This is a genomic window from Stenotrophomonas sp. 96582_Sma, assembly GCF_056480905.1.
In genome coordinates this window covers 2,325,552-2,342,924 of the sequence record NZ_CM151122.1, presented here as the reverse complement: position 1 = coordinate 2,342,924, position 17,373 = coordinate 2,325,552, and the positions used below count along the sequence as shown (strand labels likewise).

Sequence of the window (17,373 nt, the reverse complement as noted above, 5' to 3'; positions counted from 1 at the left end):
GTTCCCCTTAGAACCAGGTACGAAGGCCGATGACCAAGCGCGTGTCTTCAAAGGACTCGCCATGCTCGCGTCGCATGTCTGCGGTATTGCCAAACGCGCGCTCGTACACCACGCCGATGTAGGGAGCGAACTTTCGGGTGAACTCATAGCGAAGTCGTAGCCCCGCCTCAGCGGCACTCAGACCCGAACCTATCCCGCGCAATGGATCGTTCTTGCCATAGGCGGTGACTTCCACCAGCGGCTGCAAGATCAGCCGGTTGGTTAGCAGCAATTCGTACTCGGCCTCGACATTGGCGGCAGTCTGGCCCCCTTCGCCGAGATAGGCTGTGGCGGACACTTCGAACTTCATCGGCGCCAAGCCCTGTACACCGATAGCGGCGAAGTTCTGCGATGCCCCAGGCTTGAAGTCATGACGCACACCGGCCACCACATCCCACCACGTGGAGATACTGCGGCCGTAAAGCACTTCCAGATCAGCCGACTCGGTCTGACCATCCGTGCGTTCGCCTTCACTGCGGAGCCAGACGCGATTGAGGTCCGTACCGATCCAGCCCTGGCCCTCCCAGCCCAGCCCGGTGCCCGGATCGGCATCCCAGGTTTCCAGGCGATTGAGCAGCACGTAGCTCTTGATCGAGTTGTCATGCACCGGATGCGCGTGTTCCGGCGCGATGGCCGCCTTGCGATCCGCGTCCGTCACCGCGGGAATCGGGGTGCGCGGCTGCGTTGGCGCTGCAGGCCCGTGTCCCATCTGACTGTGGTCCATGCCCTCCATCGATTGCATTCCCGCTTCTGGTGTAGCGGGCGCGGGCGAATCATGGCCCATCTGCGAATGGTCCATCCCCTGCATCGCAGGCGTGGCCGTGCCGGAGGTGTCGGCTGCAGCGGGCTGTGCCATCTGACTGTGATCCATGCCCTGCATCGACTGCGCCTGCGCTGTGGGCGCCGCAGGTGTGCTCGCGGGCGAGCCGTGCCCCATCTGCGAATGGTCCATGCCCTGCATGGCAGGCTCGGCTGCGTTAGCCTGCGGCTCGGCGTGGCCCATCGCCGCATGATCGATCGTCGCTTCGCTCGTCTTGGCCGGTGTTGCAGGCTTTTGGGCTGGCGCAGGTTTTGATGTCGGTGCCTGATGTGCAGAGTGATCCTGAGTCTGGGTCTGCGCGCCCTGCTCCATCTGCATGGAGCCGTGCTGCATAGATTGGGCGCTGGCCGCATTGGCCAGGGCCAGCGAGATAGCCGTCAGCGCAGTCAGGGTGGTATCGCGTCTATTGATGTTCATTCGTCGACCCTCACCGTGCGCATCATTCCGGCTTCCATGTGATAAAGCAGGTGGCAATGGAACGCCCAGCTGCCCAACGCATCGGCACGCACGCGATACGTGCGTCGGCTACCTGGCGGCATATCCACCGTGTGCTTGCGCACCATGAAGTTGCCGTTGTCGTCCTCCACGTCACTCCACATGCCGTGCAAATGGATGGGATGGGTCATCATCGTGTCGTTAACCAATACGATGCGCATACGCTCGCCGTAGTTCAGCCGCAGCGGCTCGACATCGGAAAACTTCTGACCGTTGAAGCCCCAGGAGAATTTCTCCATGTGTCCGGTCAGATGCAGCTCGATCTCGCGACCGGGGTCGCGTCCGTCAGGGTCTTCAAAGGTGCTCTTGAGCATGGAATACGTCAGCACATGACGGCCGTTATCGCGCAGGCCATTGCCCGGATCATCCAAGCGCGAACTCACACTCATGGCTTGGTTGTCCAACAGGGGATTGTTGGTCTCGCTAGCAGGGTGTGATTGCATGCCCCCGTGCTGCATGCCTGCCATGGCACCATCGCCGGCGGCGGGCATCGCATGGCCTGCATGGGCCGAGGTCGCGTTACCGCTGACAGGTGGGGTCATGCCAGGCATGCCCATGGCCGCACCACAGCCGCCTTCCATGCCCTTGCTGCCGCCAGACATATCCATCGACCCATGATCCATGCCCATGTCTGCCATCGTCAGCAGCGGCCGGGGATCCACAGACGGAACGGGCGCGCGTAATCCTTCGCGCACAGCGAGCGTGCCGCTGATGTAGCCGGTGCGACCGGAGTCTTGGGCAAAGATGGTGAATGCGTCCTGCCCGGAGGGCTCCACGATCACATCGAAGGTTTCTGCTACCGCGATGCGGAACTCGTCGACGGAAACCGGATGGACATACAAGCCATCTGCCGCCACCACGGTCATCTTCAGCCCCGGAATACGCACATCGAAGTACGTCATGGCAGAGCCATTGATGAAACGCAGGCGCACCTTCTCGCCACTGCGGAACAAACCGGTCCAGTTGCCCAGTGAGGTCGTGCCGTTCATCAGGTAGGTGTAGGTGTTGGCGTTGACGTCGGACAGGTCCGTGGGCGTCATCCGCATCACGCCCCACATCTTGCGATCTTCCAACGTGGCCGACAGGCCGTTGCGCTTCACATCGCGCGCAAAATCGCCGACCGTGCGCTTGTAGTAATTGTCATGGCCCGGCATCTTCTTCAAACGATCGAACAGGGCCGTCGGGTCCAGGTCTGTCCAATCGCTCAGCATCACGACGTAGTCGCGATCGAAACTGAAGGGCTCCGGCTCCAATGGGTCGATGACGATCGGGCCATAGAGCCCGGCTTGTTCCTGGAACCCTGAGTGGCTGTGGTACCAGTAGGTTCCGCCCTGATGCAGGGTGAACCGGTAGTGGTAGGTCTCACCACGTCCGATACCGTCAAAGCTCAGACCCGGCACGCCGTCCATGTTGGCCGGCAAAATGATGCCGTGCCAATGGATGGAGGTGTCCGCGCCATGGATGGAGTTAGCGGGCAATGCATTAGAGACGCGCAAGTTGACCGTGGTGCCTTCCCGCCACCGCAGCAACGGCGCCGGAACGGACCCGTTGACCGTGATCGCGGTGCGGGTCTTGCCGGTGAAGTTCATCGGCGTCTCGCCAATGGTCAGGTCAAACTCAGTGCCCGATAGTACGTTGGGTTGTCCCGGCCCCTTGAGCGCCCAACTGGCTTTGGGCCAGAAACCTAATCCTGCGACTGCGCCTCCCAAGGCCAAGCCTTGGACAAATCGCCGCCGCGAAGGCAGCAGCGGTCCACCGCGTGGACCACGAAAATCATCATGCGACATGAAAATGCTCCAAGCGTCGTGTTGCCACCGGCGGGCGGTGGTACAGAGCGGGCGGCTGGCCTAAACAGGCATGCAAGCCACACCAACGGCGCCATTGCGGCGCCTAGGGACGCTTAGCCGATCGGTGGTCGGATCAGATGAGGCAAGGCAGGTGCCGCATGCCCTAGGGGCAGCGGCATGACATCCAGGCCCAAGGCCAGTTGCACCGAAACATGCAGGCGCGCAGGAAGTGCGCTCGCGCAAGCGTGTACGCAGGCGCACCGGCACGCAGAAGACTTGCAACAGTCGGGACCGGCATGGTCGCCATGCCCAGTGCCAGCCTTTTCAATCGATGTGGCATCGGGATGATGCTCAGCACTGTGATGGGCGAAGCAGTCTTCGTCGACTTGCACCGCGGCAGCCACTTCGCTGGCCTGCTCTTCCATGACCGGGTTCATACTGACGGACGCAAACGCCGACCACGCGCCGTTAAGCACGAGCATGGCGATCAGGAACAGTCGCAGTAGAAGTGAGGAGGCTGACACGGGCGACATGGTATATCACTTTAGACAAGGCGCGTGTGTATCGGTCGTGAACAAAATCTCAAGTAAGCCTGAGATGTCGCGACTTGTCAGTCGCACTAGCCGCGGACACTGCAGCTCCCTCCAGAAGCGCCCAAAGGGCGGGTTGAGGCGAAGAGTTGCCCATAGGGCGAGCGCTTGTTCGGTTTACTTCTCGGGCGTGGCCTCGATCAGCTTCACCAACTCGCGCTTCTGCTGCTTGCTTAGCGAGCCCCAGCGCAGGAGCAGCTTGGCCAGCAGATCATCGTCGGTGTAAAGGAAGGCGGCGGGGATCCCCAACGCTTGGGCCAACCACTCAGCAATCTCCAGCATGGGCTCGTGCTTGCCACGCTCGTACTGGTTGATTCGGGGGCTGGCCACGTGAGGATCCAGACCGGCCCGGATGCCCAACTCCTTCTGCGACAAACCCGTGTGCAGGCGGGCTTGTTTGAGGCGTCGAGCGAAGGTCGGTGTTGAGTCGACGGACAAAGTCACGCGCGCACCCCATGGAGACCCCATAAGGATGGCGGATGTACCCAGCCTTGCATACTAAGATATTCTTAGCTTTGAGGCAACCGGCGACACCGGTAGCGCCGCCCCCCCCCCCCCAGGAGCCACGCCGCTCCCTCATCCCCGGAAACCGCATGCCCGGAACCTCGTCAATGACGCCATCTGGGGTCGCCAGCATCGAGGAGTTGGGCCTTCGTGGCACCCTTTTCCTAGCCGCACTGTTAGCCGCGCAGCTACGACGCCTACCGGTGGCGCCCACACGCCGCTCCACCTTGCTGGTGCTGGACACGCTGCGAGACTTGGCCTTGATCCAAGTTCCCTGGCCAGCCGATCGATGGCAGATCCGCCCCGATGCCGAGGTCACGCCCATCGAAGATCTGCAATGGGCTTTCGCCTGGTCTACCCACGAGCGCAGGCACCTGCTCCCGGTGCTGGAAGACCAACTCGGCGATATGGCACACGATGTAGACTTGGCGGACGCGAAACTGGAGCTGTGGGATGAACTTGCACTCTGGGAGACCGAGCAGTTTCTGGAGCAGCAATTGCTCAAACATCACTTCGACCCAGGCTGGGCACGTGATGTGGGGTTCGTCTTTCAATCCGGACCGCGGGGCTTGCCGATCGCGCGGTGGCGTTACTGCTGCTGGGCGGCGGTACGCCAAGGTGCCTCGGTGGCGATGCGTCTTGGCGTGCACGACAGCGCCCATGTGCGGGAAGCCATCTTTCAGGAGGTCCAGAAGCGCCTGCGCTACCTGATGACCAGTTCGCCCGAGCAAGGCATGTTCAATCCCTATCATTTGGCACCGGAGTCCTCAGTAGCCAAACTGTTTGTAGATTGGGTCGTCCCTATGGAATGGGCGTACTGGACAGGTGAGCGCCACCCCAGCCGCTAGCAGACAAACGAGCAGCCTCGTCAGTCGGCTCCCCCATCTTGCGCATGGCCGCGCCTAGTTTTCTTCACCGCATTTTGTGCTGGCGTCAGTTGATTCAGTAGAGGCTCTAGCGCTTCAAGACGTGCATTGGCACGCAACGCATCGGCTTCAGCGCTCTCGCGGCGCTCACGCTCCCGCGCAAGGGTGTCTTGAACTTGAGCTAGCTCGTTGCGCATGGTATCCAAGGTCTTGGCGTCAGTCTTCCAGCGCTCCTGCAGTGCCAAATAGTCCGTCGCGGTCTGGCGCAACGCCACGACCTCGCTGTGTTGGCCTTCGTGGGCCTGTCGTAGCTGGGCAAGCTCACGCTCAATCCGCCCGTGGCGCTCCAGCCATTGACCATTGTCGCGGTTCAGCACCAACAGCTCCTGATTCTTCGCGCCCAAGGCTTCATTGGCCTGACGTAAGGCTACTTGCAGCTCTTGGACCTGATGCTCGTGACGGCGAAGCTCTTGCTCACGCTGCTCTTTGGTTGAAGTGCGGTAGTGCTCAAGCGCTTCCCGGGCATGGGCATGCTTGTCCTCCAGAGAACGCGTATGCGCCTCATGATCAGCCAGCCGCACCGTCATGCCAGCGATGCGCTCGTTCAACTGGGCGATTTCCGCGATCCTGTCACCTAGATTCTGTTGAAGGAGGGCGTGAGCAGCTTGCTCTTGGTGCAGGCTTGCTTCGGTGCGCTGCAGCCGACTGCTCAAGGCGGCAGCCTCCTCTTGGGCACCGGAAAGCGCCTGTTGCCGACTGTGGAGCTCAGCCTGATGGCGCTCACGCTCCTGGGTGAGGATGGACTCTGCTTCCTCCTGGAGCCGCGAGGCCAAGCGCGCAACCAAGTCCTGCAAAGCATCACTAACGGCTACCGTCCTCGCCGGACCGCCGCCTTCCTCTCCTTCCAGTTCACGCAAGTAGCGGTGGATCGTGGTCTTGGAGCCCGTGTTGCCCAAGGCCACTCGCACCGCGTCGACTGACGGCTTCTTGCGTTGGGCCAGCAGCGCGTCGCGCGCCTTCTGGACGTCACTCTTATAGAGTCCTGCGCGCGCCATCGTGCCACCTCACTTTATTTCGTAATGTATTACATACCATGTAATTACATACTATTAAAGCAGGTAGACGACCGCTCGTCGGCGAAAATAGTTATACGGGATAATATTGAATTATCCCGCCTGATCGTCTTTTTGCTCCAGATTTCACCGGTGGCACGTACGAAACGGTCCGAGAGGAGACGCCCCTGCAGACGCCTATGGCACCTCTATCGACCAGGCCATCCAGAGGGGCCTCGTGCTGGGTTAAAATTGAGCGCGAATGGCCCATTCTTCTCCCACGACCACGCCAATGCCGCCCTAGACCCAGCCTGGGCCTAGATCGTCAAGACGTGGTTACAGCGCACAGCGCTTGAGGGAGTCTTATGCCGACCCATACCGCGGAGGCCGCGCGCCGCCGCACGTTTGCCATCATTTCGCACCCGGATGCCGGGAAAACCACCCTGACCGAGAAGTTTCTGTTGTTTGGCGGCGCCATTCGCCAGGCCGGTAGCGTCAAGTCCCGGAAGTCAGCCAAGCACGCCACGTCCGACTGGATGACGCTGGAGAAGGAACGCGGCATTTCGGTCACCTCGTCGGTGATGCAGTTCCCCTACGATGGCCGCATCGTCAACCTGCTCGATACGCCGGGGCATGCCGACTTCTCCGAGGACACCTACCGTGTGCTGACCGCGGTCGATTCGGCGCTGATGGTCATCGACTGCGCCAAGGGCGTGGAAGAGCGCACGATCAAGCTGATGGAGGTCTGTCGGCTGCGGGACACGCCGATCATGACCTTCATCAACAAGCTCGACCGCGAAGGCAAGTCGCCGGTCGAACTGCTGGACGAGGTCGAGCGCGTCCTCGACATCCCCTGCGCACCGATCACCTGGCCGATCGGCATGGGATCGAGGCTCAAGGGCGTGATCCATCTGATGACCGGCGAGGTCCACCTGTTCGAAACTGGCAAGAACTTCACGCGACAGGATTCGACGATCTTCCCATCCATAGAGGATCCTGCACTGGTCAAGCGCGTCGGAGCGCAGCTCCTCGATGAGGTCCGGGAGGAGCTGGCCCTGGTTCAGGGCGCGTCTCATCCCTTCGATCGCGAACTGTATTTGGCAGGTCTGCAGACTCCGGTATTCTTCGGCTCGGCGGTGAACAACTTTGGTGTCCAGTTGCTGCTCGACTTCTTCGTCACGCATGCGCCGGCACCCAAGCCACGCGACGCATCCCTGAGGAAGGTTTCGCCAGAGGAGCCGGCTTTCAGTGGCTTCGTGTTCAAGATCCAGGCCAATATGGATCCATTGCATCGCGACCGCGTCGCCTTCCTGCGCGTGTGCTCCGGCAGCTATCAGCACGGCATCAAGGCACTCCATGTCCGCACGGGCAAGGAGATGCGGCTTGGCGATGCCTTGACGTTCATGGCGTCCGAGCGTGAGTTGGCCGAGCACGCCTACCCGGGCGACGTCATTGGCATTCATAACCACGGCACGATCGCCATCGCCGACACGTTCACCGTCGGCGATCCGTTGCAGTTCACCGGCATACCGAGCTTTGCCCCCGAGCTGTTCCGGCGCATCCGCCTGCGGGACCCGTTGCGTCTCAAGCATTTGCAAAAGGGTCTGACCCAGTTGTCTGAAGAGGGAGCCACGCAGTTTTTCCGGCCACTGTTGTCCAACGACCTGATCCTCGGGGCAATCGGAACCCTGCAGTTCGAGGTGGTGGCCTATCGGTTAAAGGACGAGTACGGCGTGGAAGCGAGTTTCGAACCGGTCCAGATCCACACTGCGCGCTGGATCCAGGCTGAGAGCGATTCCGATCTCGAAGAGTTCCGTGAGAAGGCGGCAACCCATCTTGCGCTCGATGCTTCCGGAGCCCTGGTCTACCTGGCACCCAGTCGCGTCAACCTGCAGATGGCGCAGGAACGTGCACCGAAGATTTGCTTCACAGCCACACGCGAGCACTCCCAAGCCGTGGGTCGCGCGGACTAGGGGTTGTCCGTGTAAAAATGGTTCTTTGCGGATTACCGTGGAGCCTCGGCTGACCAACGGTGCCCTTGAGGCCTGATTTCCTAGATTCGAGGATGCAGCCATGCTGGACCGGAAGACGATCGAAAAGCTGGATGGCCGGGAAGGCTATCGGGTAGAGCGCGTGGCGTGGCCTGAGGATGACAGCCGGACCGTCACGATCTACCTCAAGCCATCGGCGCGGACGATGTACTGCGAGCACTGCGACACTCCCAAGCCGTGGGTCGCGTGCAGCGCAGGGGAAACCATCACGTTCATGAACCCCTCACCTCCGGTCGAATCGGCAATTGATCGGCGCGGACGTCGACCGCGTGCTCGATAGGCATTGATGCCGGACGTCTAACCCCCACGCTCCCGCATCACCTCGCGCACGATGAACAGCGACGCGATCGAGCACGCTTCAGAGCAGTCCTCGCGCAGGGCCAATTCGTGGAGGCGATCGAGCTGCCAAGGGACCACCTCGAGCTCTTCGGGTTCGTCCCCCGGCAAGCGCTCCGGGTACAGGTCCTCCGCCAGTACCAGATGGATGGCGTTGCTCATGTAGGTGGGGGCCAAGGTCAGTGGCCGCAGATAGCGCATAACCTTGGCGCCCATTCCGACCTCTTCCTTCAGCTCGCGATTGGCGGCCTCGAGAATCGACTCGCCGGGGTCCATACGTCCCTTGGGCAGGCCAAGTTCGTATCGATGGGTGCCCACCGCGTACTCGCGAATCAAAAGTACCGTGTGCGGATCGGGCATCGCGGCGATGATGACGCTTCCAGGTGAGCGGGTGTGGAGCCGCTCGTAGAGCCGTCGCTCCCCGTTCGCGAATTCGAGATGCACCTGTTCCAGGCAATACGGGCCGAGCTCGGTCGCATCAGCCCGATGGATGACCGGTAGGCGCAGGATCGTGTTGAGGCGGGACATCAGCCGTCTTCCGATTGCACCGCGCCCGGCGGTTCTGCTTCGGCAATCGCGACGCCGCTGCTGAGGAACATGCGGGCAGCAGCGGCCGCATTCTCCAAGGCCAAGCGGGTGACCTTGGTCGGATCGAGGATGCCGAACGCGACCATGTCGCCGTATTCGCCGGTCTGGGCGTTGTAGCCGAAATTGCCGCTGCCTTCCTTGACTTTGTTGACCACGACCGATGGCTCTTCACCGGCGTTGGCGACGATCTCGCGCAGCGGTGCTTCCATCGCGCGCAGGGCGATCTGGATGCCGTGGTTCTGGTCTTCGTTGGCGCCCTTCAGGCCTGCAATCGCGGCCTTGGCGCGCAGCAGCGCGACGCCGCCGCCCGGGACGATGCCTTCTTCCACCGCCGCACGCGTGGCGTGCAGGGCGTCTTCGACGCGGGCCTTCTTTGCCTTCATCTCGATCTCGGTCGACGCACCGACCTTGATCACCGCCACGCCGCCGGCCAGCTTGGCAACGCGCTCCTGCAGCTTCTCGCGGTCGTAATCCGACGAGGTGTCTTCGATCTGGGTCTTGATCTGGGTGACACGCGATTCGATGTTGGCCTTCTCGCCGGCGCCATCGATGATCGTGGTGTTTTCCTTGGAGACCTGCACCTTCTTGGCGCGGCCCAGGTCCTTGATCGTCGCCTTTTCGAGCGACAGACCGATTTCCTCGGAGATCACGGTGCCGCCGGTCAGCACGGCCATGTCTTCCAGCATCGCCTTGCGACGGTCGCCGAAGCCCGGTGCCTTGACGGCCACGACCTTGACGATGCCACGGATGGTGTTGACCACCAGAGTCGCCAGCGCTTCGCCTTCGATGTCTTCGGCGATGATCAGCAGCGGCTTGCCGGACTTGGCCACGCCTTCCAGCACGGGCAGCAGGTCGCGCACGTTGGAGATCTTCTTGTCGTGCAGCAGCACGTACGGATCGTCCAGGTCAGCGGTCTGCGACTGCTGGTTGTTGATGAAGTACGGGGACAGGTAGCCGCGGTCGAACTGCATGCCTTCGACGACGTCCAGCTCGTTTTCCAGGCCCGAGCCTTCTTCAACGGTGATCACGCCTTCCTTGGTCACGCGGCGCATCGCTTCGGCGATGATGTTGCCGATCGATTCGTCGGAGTTGGCCGAGATCGTACCGACCTGGGCGATCGCCTTGTCGTCGGTGGTCGGCTTGGAGATGTTCTTCAGCTCGGCGACGGCGGCGATCACGGCCTTGTCGATACCGCGCTTGAGGTCCATCGGGTTCATGCCGGCAGCAACGGCCTTGGCGCCTTCGCGGATCAGGGCCTGGGCCAGCACGGTGGCGGTGGTGGTGCCGTCGCCGGCGTCATCGTTGGTGCGGGAAGCAACTTCCTTCACCATCTGCGCGCCCATGTTCTCGAACTTGTCAGCCAGTTCGATTTCCTTGGCGACAGACACGCCGTCCTTGGTGATGGTCGGGGCGCCGAAGCTCTTTTCGAGCACGACGTTGCGGCCCTTCGGGCCCAGGGTGGCCTTGACGGCATTGGCGAGAATGTTGACGCCGCGCAGCAGGCGCAGCCGCGCATCATTATCGAAAAGGATCTCTCTGTGCGTCATGACCGTTCCTCCGCAATAAAAACGCATGCCGGAGGGGAGCCGCCAGAACCCCCGGCATACGCCGACTCCGGCAGCAACACTTTCGTTCCGTCCACCGCCTTCATCGAAAGCCGAACCCGACCCTGCATGTCCACTTCCAGGACCTTGACCTTCACCACATCCCCTTCCGACAGAACGGAATTCGGGTTTTCCACTCGCTCGTCAGAAATCTGCGAGACGTGCACCAGTCCGACCTTGCCCGGCGCGATGGTGACGAACGCGCCGAAGTCAAGCACCTTTGCCACCTTACCTTCGTAGACCCGACCCGGTTCGATTTCGGCCGTGATCTGTTCGATACGCCTGCGCGCCGTGTCGGCGGCTCCGCCGCTGGTCGAAGCGATCACGATCGTGCCGTCGTCCCGGATATCGATCTGCGTGCCAGTTTCCTTGGTGAGCGCCTGGATGGTGGCCCCGCCCTTGCCGATCACCTCGCGGATCTTGTCCGGATGGATCTTGATCGTCAGCAGGCGCGGTGCGAACTCCGACATCTGCTCGCGCGGGGCCTGGATGGCCTTGGCCATCTCCCGAAGGATGTGCAGTCGCCCTTCTCGCGCCTGCGCCAATGCCACCTCCATGATCTCGGCGGTCACGCCGTCGATCTTGATGTCCATCTGCAGGGCCGAGATACCGTCGATAGTGCCGGCGACCTTGAAATCCATATCGCCCAGGTGGTCCTCGTCACCCAGGATGTCGGACAGCACCGCGAACCGATCGCCTTCCTTGACCAGGCCCATGGCGATGCCTGTCACAGGCCCCTTGACCGGAACGCCCGCAGCCATCAGGGCCAGCGAGCTGCCGCACACTGAAGCCATCGAGGAAGAACCATTGGACTCGGTGATCTCCGACACTATTCGAATGGTGTAAGGGAATGCTTCCATCGACGGCATGATCGCGGCGACGCCACGCTTGGCCAGACGGCCGTGGCCGATTTCGCGTCGCTTTGGGCCGATCATCGGACCCGTCTCGCCGACGCAGTAAGGCGGGAAGTTGTAGTGGAAAAGGAAGTGTTCCTTGTACTCGCCGGTGACGGCATCGATGACCTGGCCGTCACGCGTAGTGCCGAGCGTGGTGGTCACGATGGCTTGGGTTTCGCCGCGTGTGAACACCGCCGAGCCATGAGTGCGCGGCAGCACGCCGAGTTGGATCGAGATCGGACGTACGTCTTCGAGACCGCGACCGTCCAGCCGACGCCGATCCTGCAGCACCATGCGGCGCACAGCGGTGTACTCGAGGTCGTCCAGCTCCGCGCGGACTTGGGCGACCTCCCAACCCGTTGCCGAGGTCGTCGGTGCAGCTAGCGCAATCAACACTTCATTTCTGATCGCCTGCACTCGTTTCTTGCGTGCGATCCGGTCGGTGATCAGCAAGGCGCTGTTGAGGTTGTTTCCAATCTGTGTGCGCACCGTATCGGCCAGGGCCAGGTCGCGTGGTGGATGGCTCCACTCCCACTTGGTCACCTTCGCTTCTTGGGCGAGTTCCTCGATCGCTTCGATCACGGGCTGCATGGCGTGGTGGCCAAGCGACACCGCCGCCAGCATGATCTCCTCCGAGAGCACGTTGGCTTCGGACTCGACCATCAACACGCCGTGCCGGGTGCCGGCGACGACCAGATTGAGGTCGGAGGCCTTGAGCTCTTCGGTGGTCGGGTTGACCAGAAAACTGTCGCCGTGGCGGCCGATGCGGACCGCTCCAATCGGCCCCTTGAACGGCAACCCCGACAAGCGCAGCGCGGCGGAGGCGCCGACCATGGCTGGAATATCGGGATCGATCAACGGATCGACGGACAGCACGGTCGCAATGACCTGGACCTCGTGGCGGAACTGATCGGGAAACAGTGGTCTTACCGGCCGGTCGATCAGGCGCGAGGTCAGGATTTCCTTTTCGGTCGGGCGACCCTCGCGCTTGAAGAAACCACCGGGGATACGACCGCCTGCGTAGAAGCGCTCCCGGTACTCGACGGTGAGCGGGAAGAAGTCGAGTCCATCTTTCGCGCGCTTGCTGCCGACCGCGGTTACCAGCACCACCGTATCGCCCATGCGGACTATGACCGCGCCGGACGCCTGCTTGGCGATCTCGCCGGTTTCGAGGGTGAGTTCATGCGCCCCGAAGGCGCAGCGCTTCACGACCGGTAATTTAGCCGGTGCATTCGTCATCAGATTCATTATGTTTTCCTTTCATCAACAAGGATATGCCGACCACCGCAGAGGCGGCCCAATGGGTGCCGCGCGGACTCAGCGACCGGCGTTTCGGCGCATGTTGTGCTGTTTCGCCTCGGCCAGTTCCTCGGTGCACTCCAGGCAAAAAGGCGCGGCGGGATCGGCCATCAAACGGCCATGCCCGATTTCGAGTTCACATCGGCAGCAAATGCCGTAGCGCCCCGATTCGTAGCGATCCAGCGCCGCCTTGATCCGATCCAACTGGATCATCAGGCGACTGCTGCCCGCCTTGGCCATGTGCTGCTGGGAGATGGCGTCGATCCTGCTGACGCGGCCTTGCGTGGTCTGATCGAGGGCGACGGGTTGGCCCGCGTCTTCCAAACCGGCGAGGGTGATGCGAATGTCCCGCTGCTCCTCTACGAGCATGCTGAAGAATTCGTCCAGACTTTGAACGTGTACGGACATGGTGACTCCTCATCTTGGTAGGCGGTATGCCGGGAGCGGCATCCGGAAGCGGGCATTGCGCCCGCGGCCAAGAAGTGAGCGTTAGATTGGAGTGGTCATGAGAGAGCCTCGTCTTGACCCTCTGAACCGCACCCCATTGTGCGGAAACCACATCACCTAGTAGAGCTTGAGGCCATCCTCAAGATCGACGAGACAGGCGGAGGGGTGTTGTATCGTGAATTTCACTAAATCATAGCATGTCAAGTCCCCCGTCAAACGACGGGGGATTACCTCGGGCCTTCTGGGCGCTGATAGCCGCCACGAACCCCATCCTTGGACAGCACCCACTGCCACAGTTGCAGGTCGCGGGCGCGGAATGCACCGGCGCAGGACAACAGGTAGTAGCGCCACATCCGATGGAACCGTTGCCCCAGTTCGTCCTCGAAATGAGGCCATGCCTGCTCGAAGTTGGCATGCCACGCCATCAATGTGTTGTCGTAGTCGGCGCCGAAGTTGTGCAGATCCTCGACGACGAAGAGCTCGTCGCAAGCATCACCGATCTGGCCAATCGACGGCAACTCGCCGTTCGGGAAAATGTAGCGATCGATCCACGGGTCGGTAGTGGACTTGCGCCGGTTCTTGCCGATGGTGTGAAGCAGGAACAGGCCGTCATCGGCCAGGCAGCGATGAGCTACTTCCATGTAGCTGCGATGGTTCTTGCGACCCACATGCTCGAACATGCCGACGCTGGCGATGCGATCGAAGCGCTCGTTGATGGAGCGGTAGTCCTGCAGCCGGAACTCCAGTGGCAGGTCGGCATAACGCTCCGTCGCCCATGCGGTCTGCTCCTTCGAAACCGTCACCCCCACGCACTCAACGCCGTAGTGCTCGGCGGCGTACGCCATGAAGCTGCCCCAGCCACAACCGATGTCGAGCACCCGCATGCCGGGCTCCAGGCGCAACTTGTGGCAGATCATGTCGAGCTTGGCTTCCTGCGCCTCCGCCAGGTTCTTCGCATCGGCCCAGTAGCCGCAGGTGTAGGTCATGCGCGGGTCCAGCATTGCCGTGTAGAAATCATTCCCGAGGTCGTAATGGGCCTCGCCGACTTCCCAGGCCTGTCGCGATGTCTGCCGATTCAGCAGCTTGGCCCGTAGCGAATGAAACATGAGCCGCAACGGTTTGACGTGGCGATCGAGCCGCGCACGCAGGATGCGATCGAACAGTTCGTCCAGCCGATCGCACTCCCATGCGCCGTTCATGTAACTTTCCCCAAGGCCGAGATTGCCCTGTGCAAATACGCGCTCCGGGACGCCATCGACCAGCAACCGGATATCCCATGGGCGATCACCGCCCAGTCGAACATCAGCGATCTCCAGCAGTTCGTCCATCATTCGATGGAGGTGGTTTCGATTGATTGTTTCAGTGGATTTATGCTTGGTTGATGCTTCGGTCATTTGACTTACTGCCGGTGGTTGGCGTCAACGGAGAAGGAGCACCGGGACGCGGCAGGTGCGCAGCATCGTGGTGGTGGTGCTGCCGACAATCAGCTGGCGGATACGCGAGTGGCCATAGGCCCCCATGACCAGCAGATCCACATGCTCGTCACGGATGTAATGGCCGATCACCTCTTCCGCTTCGCCCGGTCGCACCGCGCCGGCCGCAGACAATCCGGCCGCGGCCAGCGTGTCCAGCGCCCAGCGCAATGCGGCTTCGTTTGTGGCATTGGTCGCTCCGACGGTGAGCACACGGATATCGAGTCCACTGAACAACGGGCTGGCCGCCACCATTTCCACGCCCTTGCGGGTCGTGGCGCTCCCATCGAACGCGATCAGCACGCGTTCGATTTCCGTGTAGCTGCGCGACGCCACCAGCAATGGGCGATGGACTGCACGTACCACGCGTTCCAGTTGGCTGCCCAGGTGTCCCTTGGCGAAATCCGCATGCTCGCCACGCTTGCCAAGGACAAACAGGCGTGCATCGCCTTCCAACTCGATGAGGGTGTCCACCAAGGACCCATGCCGCATCCGCGTCTCCGCCTCGATGCCATGGAAAGCGGCCGCAATCCCCTTGGCCTGTTGCAGCACTAGGCGGCCTCGTTCTTGGCCCAGCTTGCTGCGGGTCTCGTCCAGCAAGGCGAGCCCTTCCAGCAACCTGGGCTGGGCATCCGCTCCGAGGTTCCCACTGAAGTCCGCGGTACTGGCCGCTTCCGGATGGCGGTCAAGCACATGAAGGTATTCCAGCGGGGCTTCCAGTCTGTGCGCTGCCCAAGCGGCGTAATGCGCCACGCTCTCGCTGTAAGCGGATGCGTCGGTGGCGGCCAATACACTGCCGCTGTGATCTATATGGGAGTGTCCAATCTTGTCTGTCATGGTTGCTTCCTCAGTGGCCCATCAGCCGCTCGACGGCGTCGGGCTTGTCGTGGACGCCCAAGCGATCCACCAGCGTCGCACTGGCTTCGTTCATTCCTAGGATTTCGACCTCAGTACCTTCACGCCTGAACTTCACCACAACCGTGTCCAGTGCGCCCACCGCGCTGAGATCCCAGAAGTGGGCACGGCCCACGTCAATTTGAACGCGCTCCAAAGCCTCGCGGAAATCGAAGCTAGCAATGAACTGGTCAGCCGAGGCAAAGAAAACCTGCCCGGTCACGGTGTAGCACCGCAGACGCCCACCTTCTTCAGAAGTGGAGCCGATATGAAGCACCTGGCCTACCTTGCGAGCAAAGAACAGCCCCGAGAGCAGTACGCCGATCAAAACGCCCTTTGCCAGATCATGGGTGGACACCGTCACGATAACTGTGGCGATCATCACCACACTAGAAGTCTTGGGATTTGCCTTAAGTGCCGCCAGTGAACCCCAGTTGAAAGTGCCAATGGAGACCATGATCATTACAGCGACCAGCGCCGCCATGGGAATCAGCTTTACCCAAGGGCCTGCAAATACCACCATCAACAATAGGAATACGCCCGCGGCCAGTGATGAGAGGCGACCACGACCGCCGGACTTAACGTTGATGACAGACTGGCCAATCATGGCGCAACCGGCCATGCCGCCAACAAAGCCGGATGCGATGTTGGCTATGCCCTGACCGACCGCTTCGCGGTTTTTGTTGCTCGGCGTATCGGTCAGATCATCGACGATCTTTGCAGTCATCATCGATTCCAGCAGGCCCACGACCGCCAATGTGGCGGAAACCGGGAAAATGATCTTCAGTGTCTCTAGATTCAAGGGAACATCAGGCAACAAGAACACCGGCAAGCTGTCGGGTAGTTCGCCCATGTCCCCCACGGTGCGGATATCAAGCTTGAGCAGGAGCGCGACTATCGTCAGGACCACGATGGCCACCAGCGGCGAGGGAATGACCTTGGTCACGCGTGGCAACAGATAGATGATGGCCAACCCTGCGGCGACCATCGCATAAACGGTCCAAGGGACGTTGGTTAGCTCGGGGAGCTGCGCCAGGAAAATCAGGATCGCCAGCGCATTGACAAAACCGGTGATGACCGAGCGCGAGACGAAACGCATCAACGCCCCGAGCCTAAACGTGCCAGCCAAGATCTGCAGCATCCCGGTTAGGAGCGTCGCTGCCAACAAATACTGCAGTCCGTGCTCCTTCACCAAGCCAACCATCAGCAGCGCCATGGCCCCGGTAGCTGCCGAGATCATTCCCGGACGACCGCCGGTAAAGGCGATAACCACTGCAATGCAGAATGAGGCGTAGAGGCCCACCTGGGGATCAAGCCCGGCAATAATTGAGAACGCAATGGCCTCAGGAATTAGAGCGAGCGCAACAACTATGCCGGCAAGCAAGTCGCCACGAATATTGCCGAGCCAGTCCTGGCGCAGTCGAGTAAGCGTAGTCAAAACAGAATATCCCTAGTCCCGACTGGTCGTCGGGCCAACAGTGTGATTTACGAAATAACAACCCTAAGCCCGCTTGCGGGCTTGATCCGATGACAGGATTTAGGGCGGCGTAATCACTATGGGCACTGGCTCGGGAGTAGAGTTGGGTCCGCTGTTGTTTGCGGCCGCTGGCTGGAGAGCCTAGCACAATCTGCA

Annotated in this window: 14 protein-coding genes and 1 pseudogene; 3 read left to right on the top strand and 12 right to left on the bottom strand. The window is 61.3% G+C overall.

The genetic code is table 11. The annotated features are described in order from the left end of the window. Positions 1-7 precede the first annotated feature (7 nt). From ACZK2R_RS10835 to ACZK2R_RS10820, 4 genes are all read right to left on the bottom strand, one after another. A complete protein-coding gene (locus ACZK2R_RS10835) occupies positions 8-1,276 on the bottom strand; it encodes a copper-binding protein CopB (RefSeq protein WP_005413421.1) in 1,269 nt (422 codons plus the stop codon). Beyond that, positions 1,273-3,141 carry a copper resistance system multicopper oxidase gene (locus ACZK2R_RS10830; protein ID WP_012480217.1) on the bottom strand — a complete coding sequence of 623 codons (1,869 nt, stop codon included), beginning with the start codon at positions 3,139-3,141 and terminating at the stop codon, positions 1,273-1,275. The genes ACZK2R_RS10835 and ACZK2R_RS10830 overlap by 4 nt, the downstream gene beginning before the upstream one ends. A 113-nt stretch (positions 3,142-3,254) precedes the next feature. After that, on the bottom strand, positions 3,255-3,674 hold the full coding sequence (gene copL / locus ACZK2R_RS10825) for a transcriptional regulator CopL (RefSeq protein ID WP_012480218.1): 420 nt from the start codon (positions 3,672-3,674) through the stop codon (positions 3,255-3,257). A 174-nt stretch (positions 3,675-3,848) separates the two neighbouring features. Continuing rightward, positions 3,849-4,199, bottom strand: a complete 351-nt coding sequence (locus tag ACZK2R_RS10820) for a helix-turn-helix domain-containing protein (RefSeq protein WP_049432857.1) — start codon at positions 4,197-4,199, stop codon at positions 3,849-3,851. Between the two features lie 125 nt (positions 4,200-4,324). On the opposite strand from ACZK2R_RS10820, the gene ACZK2R_RS10815 reads away from it, so the two are divergent. Then, positions 4,325-5,083 carry a hypothetical protein gene (locus tag ACZK2R_RS10815; protein ID WP_234026164.1) on the top strand — a complete coding sequence of 253 codons (759 nt, stop codon included), beginning with the start codon at positions 4,325-4,327 and terminating at the stop codon, positions 5,081-5,083. Positions 5,084-5,103: 20 nt separating this feature from the next. Here ACZK2R_RS10815 and ACZK2R_RS10810 read toward each other — a convergent pair whose 3' ends face one another. Beyond that, positions 5,104-6,156 carry a DNA-binding protein gene (locus ACZK2R_RS10810; RefSeq protein ID WP_049432850.1) on the bottom strand — a complete coding sequence of 351 codons (1,053 nt, stop codon included), beginning with the start codon at positions 6,154-6,156 and terminating at the stop codon, positions 5,104-5,106. Between the two features lie 362 nt (positions 6,157-6,518). Between ACZK2R_RS10810 and ACZK2R_RS10805 the strand changes: the two genes are divergently transcribed. Continuing rightward, positions 6,519-8,126, top strand: coding sequence for a peptide chain release factor 3 (locus ACZK2R_RS10805; protein ID WP_005413425.1), 1,608 nt, complete (start codon positions 6,519-6,521; stop codon positions 8,124-8,126). A gap of 100 nt (positions 8,127-8,226) precedes the next feature. Next, positions 8,227-8,367 (top strand): annotated as a pseudogene (locus tag ACZK2R_RS10800) (ISL3 family transposase); the annotation flags it as partial. Between the two features lie 134 nt (positions 8,368-8,501). On the opposite strand, the gene nudE reads toward ACZK2R_RS10800, so the two are convergent. The 7 genes from nudE to ACZK2R_RS10765 all read right to left on the bottom strand — a co-directional run bounded on the left by nudE (position 8,502) and on the right by ACZK2R_RS10765 (position 17,178). Beyond that, positions 8,502-9,068 (bottom strand): ADP compounds hydrolase NudE, encoded by a 567-nt coding sequence (gene nudE, locus ACZK2R_RS10795; protein ID WP_032966771.1) that lies wholly within the window; start codon positions 9,066-9,068, stop codon positions 8,502-8,504. Continuing rightward, a complete protein-coding gene (gene groL, locus ACZK2R_RS10790; RefSeq protein WP_005413427.1) occupies positions 9,068-10,675 on the bottom strand; it encodes a chaperonin GroEL in 1,608 nt (535 codons plus the stop codon). Before groL ends, nudE begins: the two co-directional genes overlap by 1 nt. Further along, positions 10,672-12,876, bottom strand: a complete 2,205-nt coding sequence (pnp, locus tag ACZK2R_RS10785; protein ID WP_005413428.1) for a polyribonucleotide nucleotidyltransferase — start codon at positions 12,874-12,876, stop codon at positions 10,672-10,674. The genes groL and pnp overlap by 4 nt, the downstream gene beginning before the upstream one ends. Positions 12,877-12,945: 69 nt before the next feature. Continuing rightward, positions 12,946-13,335, bottom strand: a complete 390-nt coding sequence (locus ACZK2R_RS10780; protein ID WP_046272806.1) for a TraR/DksA family transcriptional regulator — start codon at positions 13,333-13,335, stop codon at positions 12,946-12,948. 266 nt (positions 13,336-13,601) lie between these two features. Beyond that, positions 13,602-14,768 carry a cyclopropane fatty acyl phospholipid synthase gene (gene cfa, locus ACZK2R_RS10775; RefSeq protein WP_005413430.1) on the bottom strand — a complete coding sequence of 389 codons (1,167 nt, stop codon included), beginning with the start codon at positions 14,766-14,768 and terminating at the stop codon, positions 13,602-13,604. A 24-nt stretch (positions 14,769-14,792) separates the two neighbouring features. Then, positions 14,793-15,683, bottom strand: a complete 891-nt coding sequence (locus ACZK2R_RS10770) for a universal stress protein (RefSeq protein WP_046272807.1) — start codon at positions 15,681-15,683, stop codon at positions 14,793-14,795. Between the two features lie 10 nt (positions 15,684-15,693). Beyond that, positions 15,694-17,178: a SulP family inorganic anion transporter gene (locus ACZK2R_RS10765; RefSeq protein ID WP_086016262.1), complete on the bottom strand. Its 1,485-nt coding sequence runs from the start codon at positions 17,176-17,178 to the stop codon at positions 15,694-15,696. Positions 17,179-17,373: the final 195 nt, after the last annotated feature.

Excerpts from the sequence above, each read along its gene's own strand:
- ACZK2R_RS10815 (WP_234026164.1), top strand. The coding sequence starts at position 4,325 with ATGCCCGGAACCTCGTCAATGACGCCATCTGGGGTCGCCAGCATCGAG.
- nudE (WP_032966771.1), bottom strand. The coding sequence starts at position 9,068 with ATGTCCCGCCTCAACACGATCCTGCGCCTACCGGTCATCCATCGGGCT.
- groL (WP_005413427.1), bottom strand. The coding sequence starts at position 10,675 with ATGACGCACAGAGAGATCCTTTTCGATAATGATGCGCGGCTGCGCCTG.
- pnp (WP_005413428.1), bottom strand. The coding sequence starts at position 12,876 with ATGAATCTGATGACGAATGCACCGGCTAAATTACCGGTCGTGAAGCGC.
- ACZK2R_RS10830 (WP_012480217.1), bottom strand. The coding sequence starts at position 3,141 with ATGTCGCATGATGATTTTCGTGGTCCACGCGGTGGACCGCTGCTGCCT.
- ACZK2R_RS10810 (WP_049432850.1), bottom strand. The coding sequence starts at position 6,156 with ATGGCGCGCGCAGGACTCTATAAGAGTGACGTCCAGAAGGCGCGCGAC.
- cfa (WP_005413430.1), bottom strand. The coding sequence starts at position 14,768 with ATGACCGAAGCATCAACCAAGCATAAATCCACTGAAACAATCAATCGA.
- ACZK2R_RS10780 (WP_046272806.1), bottom strand. The coding sequence starts at position 13,335 with ATGTCCGTACACGTTCAAAGTCTGGACGAATTCTTCAGCATGCTCGTA.
- copL (WP_012480218.1), bottom strand. The coding sequence starts at position 3,674 with ATGTCGCCCGTGTCAGCCTCCTCACTTCTACTGCGACTGTTCCTGATC.
- ACZK2R_RS10835 (WP_005413421.1), bottom strand. The coding sequence starts at position 1,276 with ATGAACATCAATAGACGCGATACCACCCTGACTGCGCTGACGGCTATC.
- ACZK2R_RS10770 (WP_046272807.1), bottom strand. The coding sequence starts at position 15,683 with ATGACAGACAAGATTGGACACTCCCATATAGATCACAGCGGCAGTGTA.
- ACZK2R_RS10820 (WP_049432857.1), bottom strand. The coding sequence starts at position 4,199 with ATGGGGTCTCCATGGGGTGCGCGCGTGACTTTGTCCGTCGACTCAACA.
- ACZK2R_RS10805 (WP_005413425.1), top strand. The coding sequence starts at position 6,519 with ATGCCGACCCATACCGCGGAGGCCGCGCGCCGCCGCACGTTTGCCATC.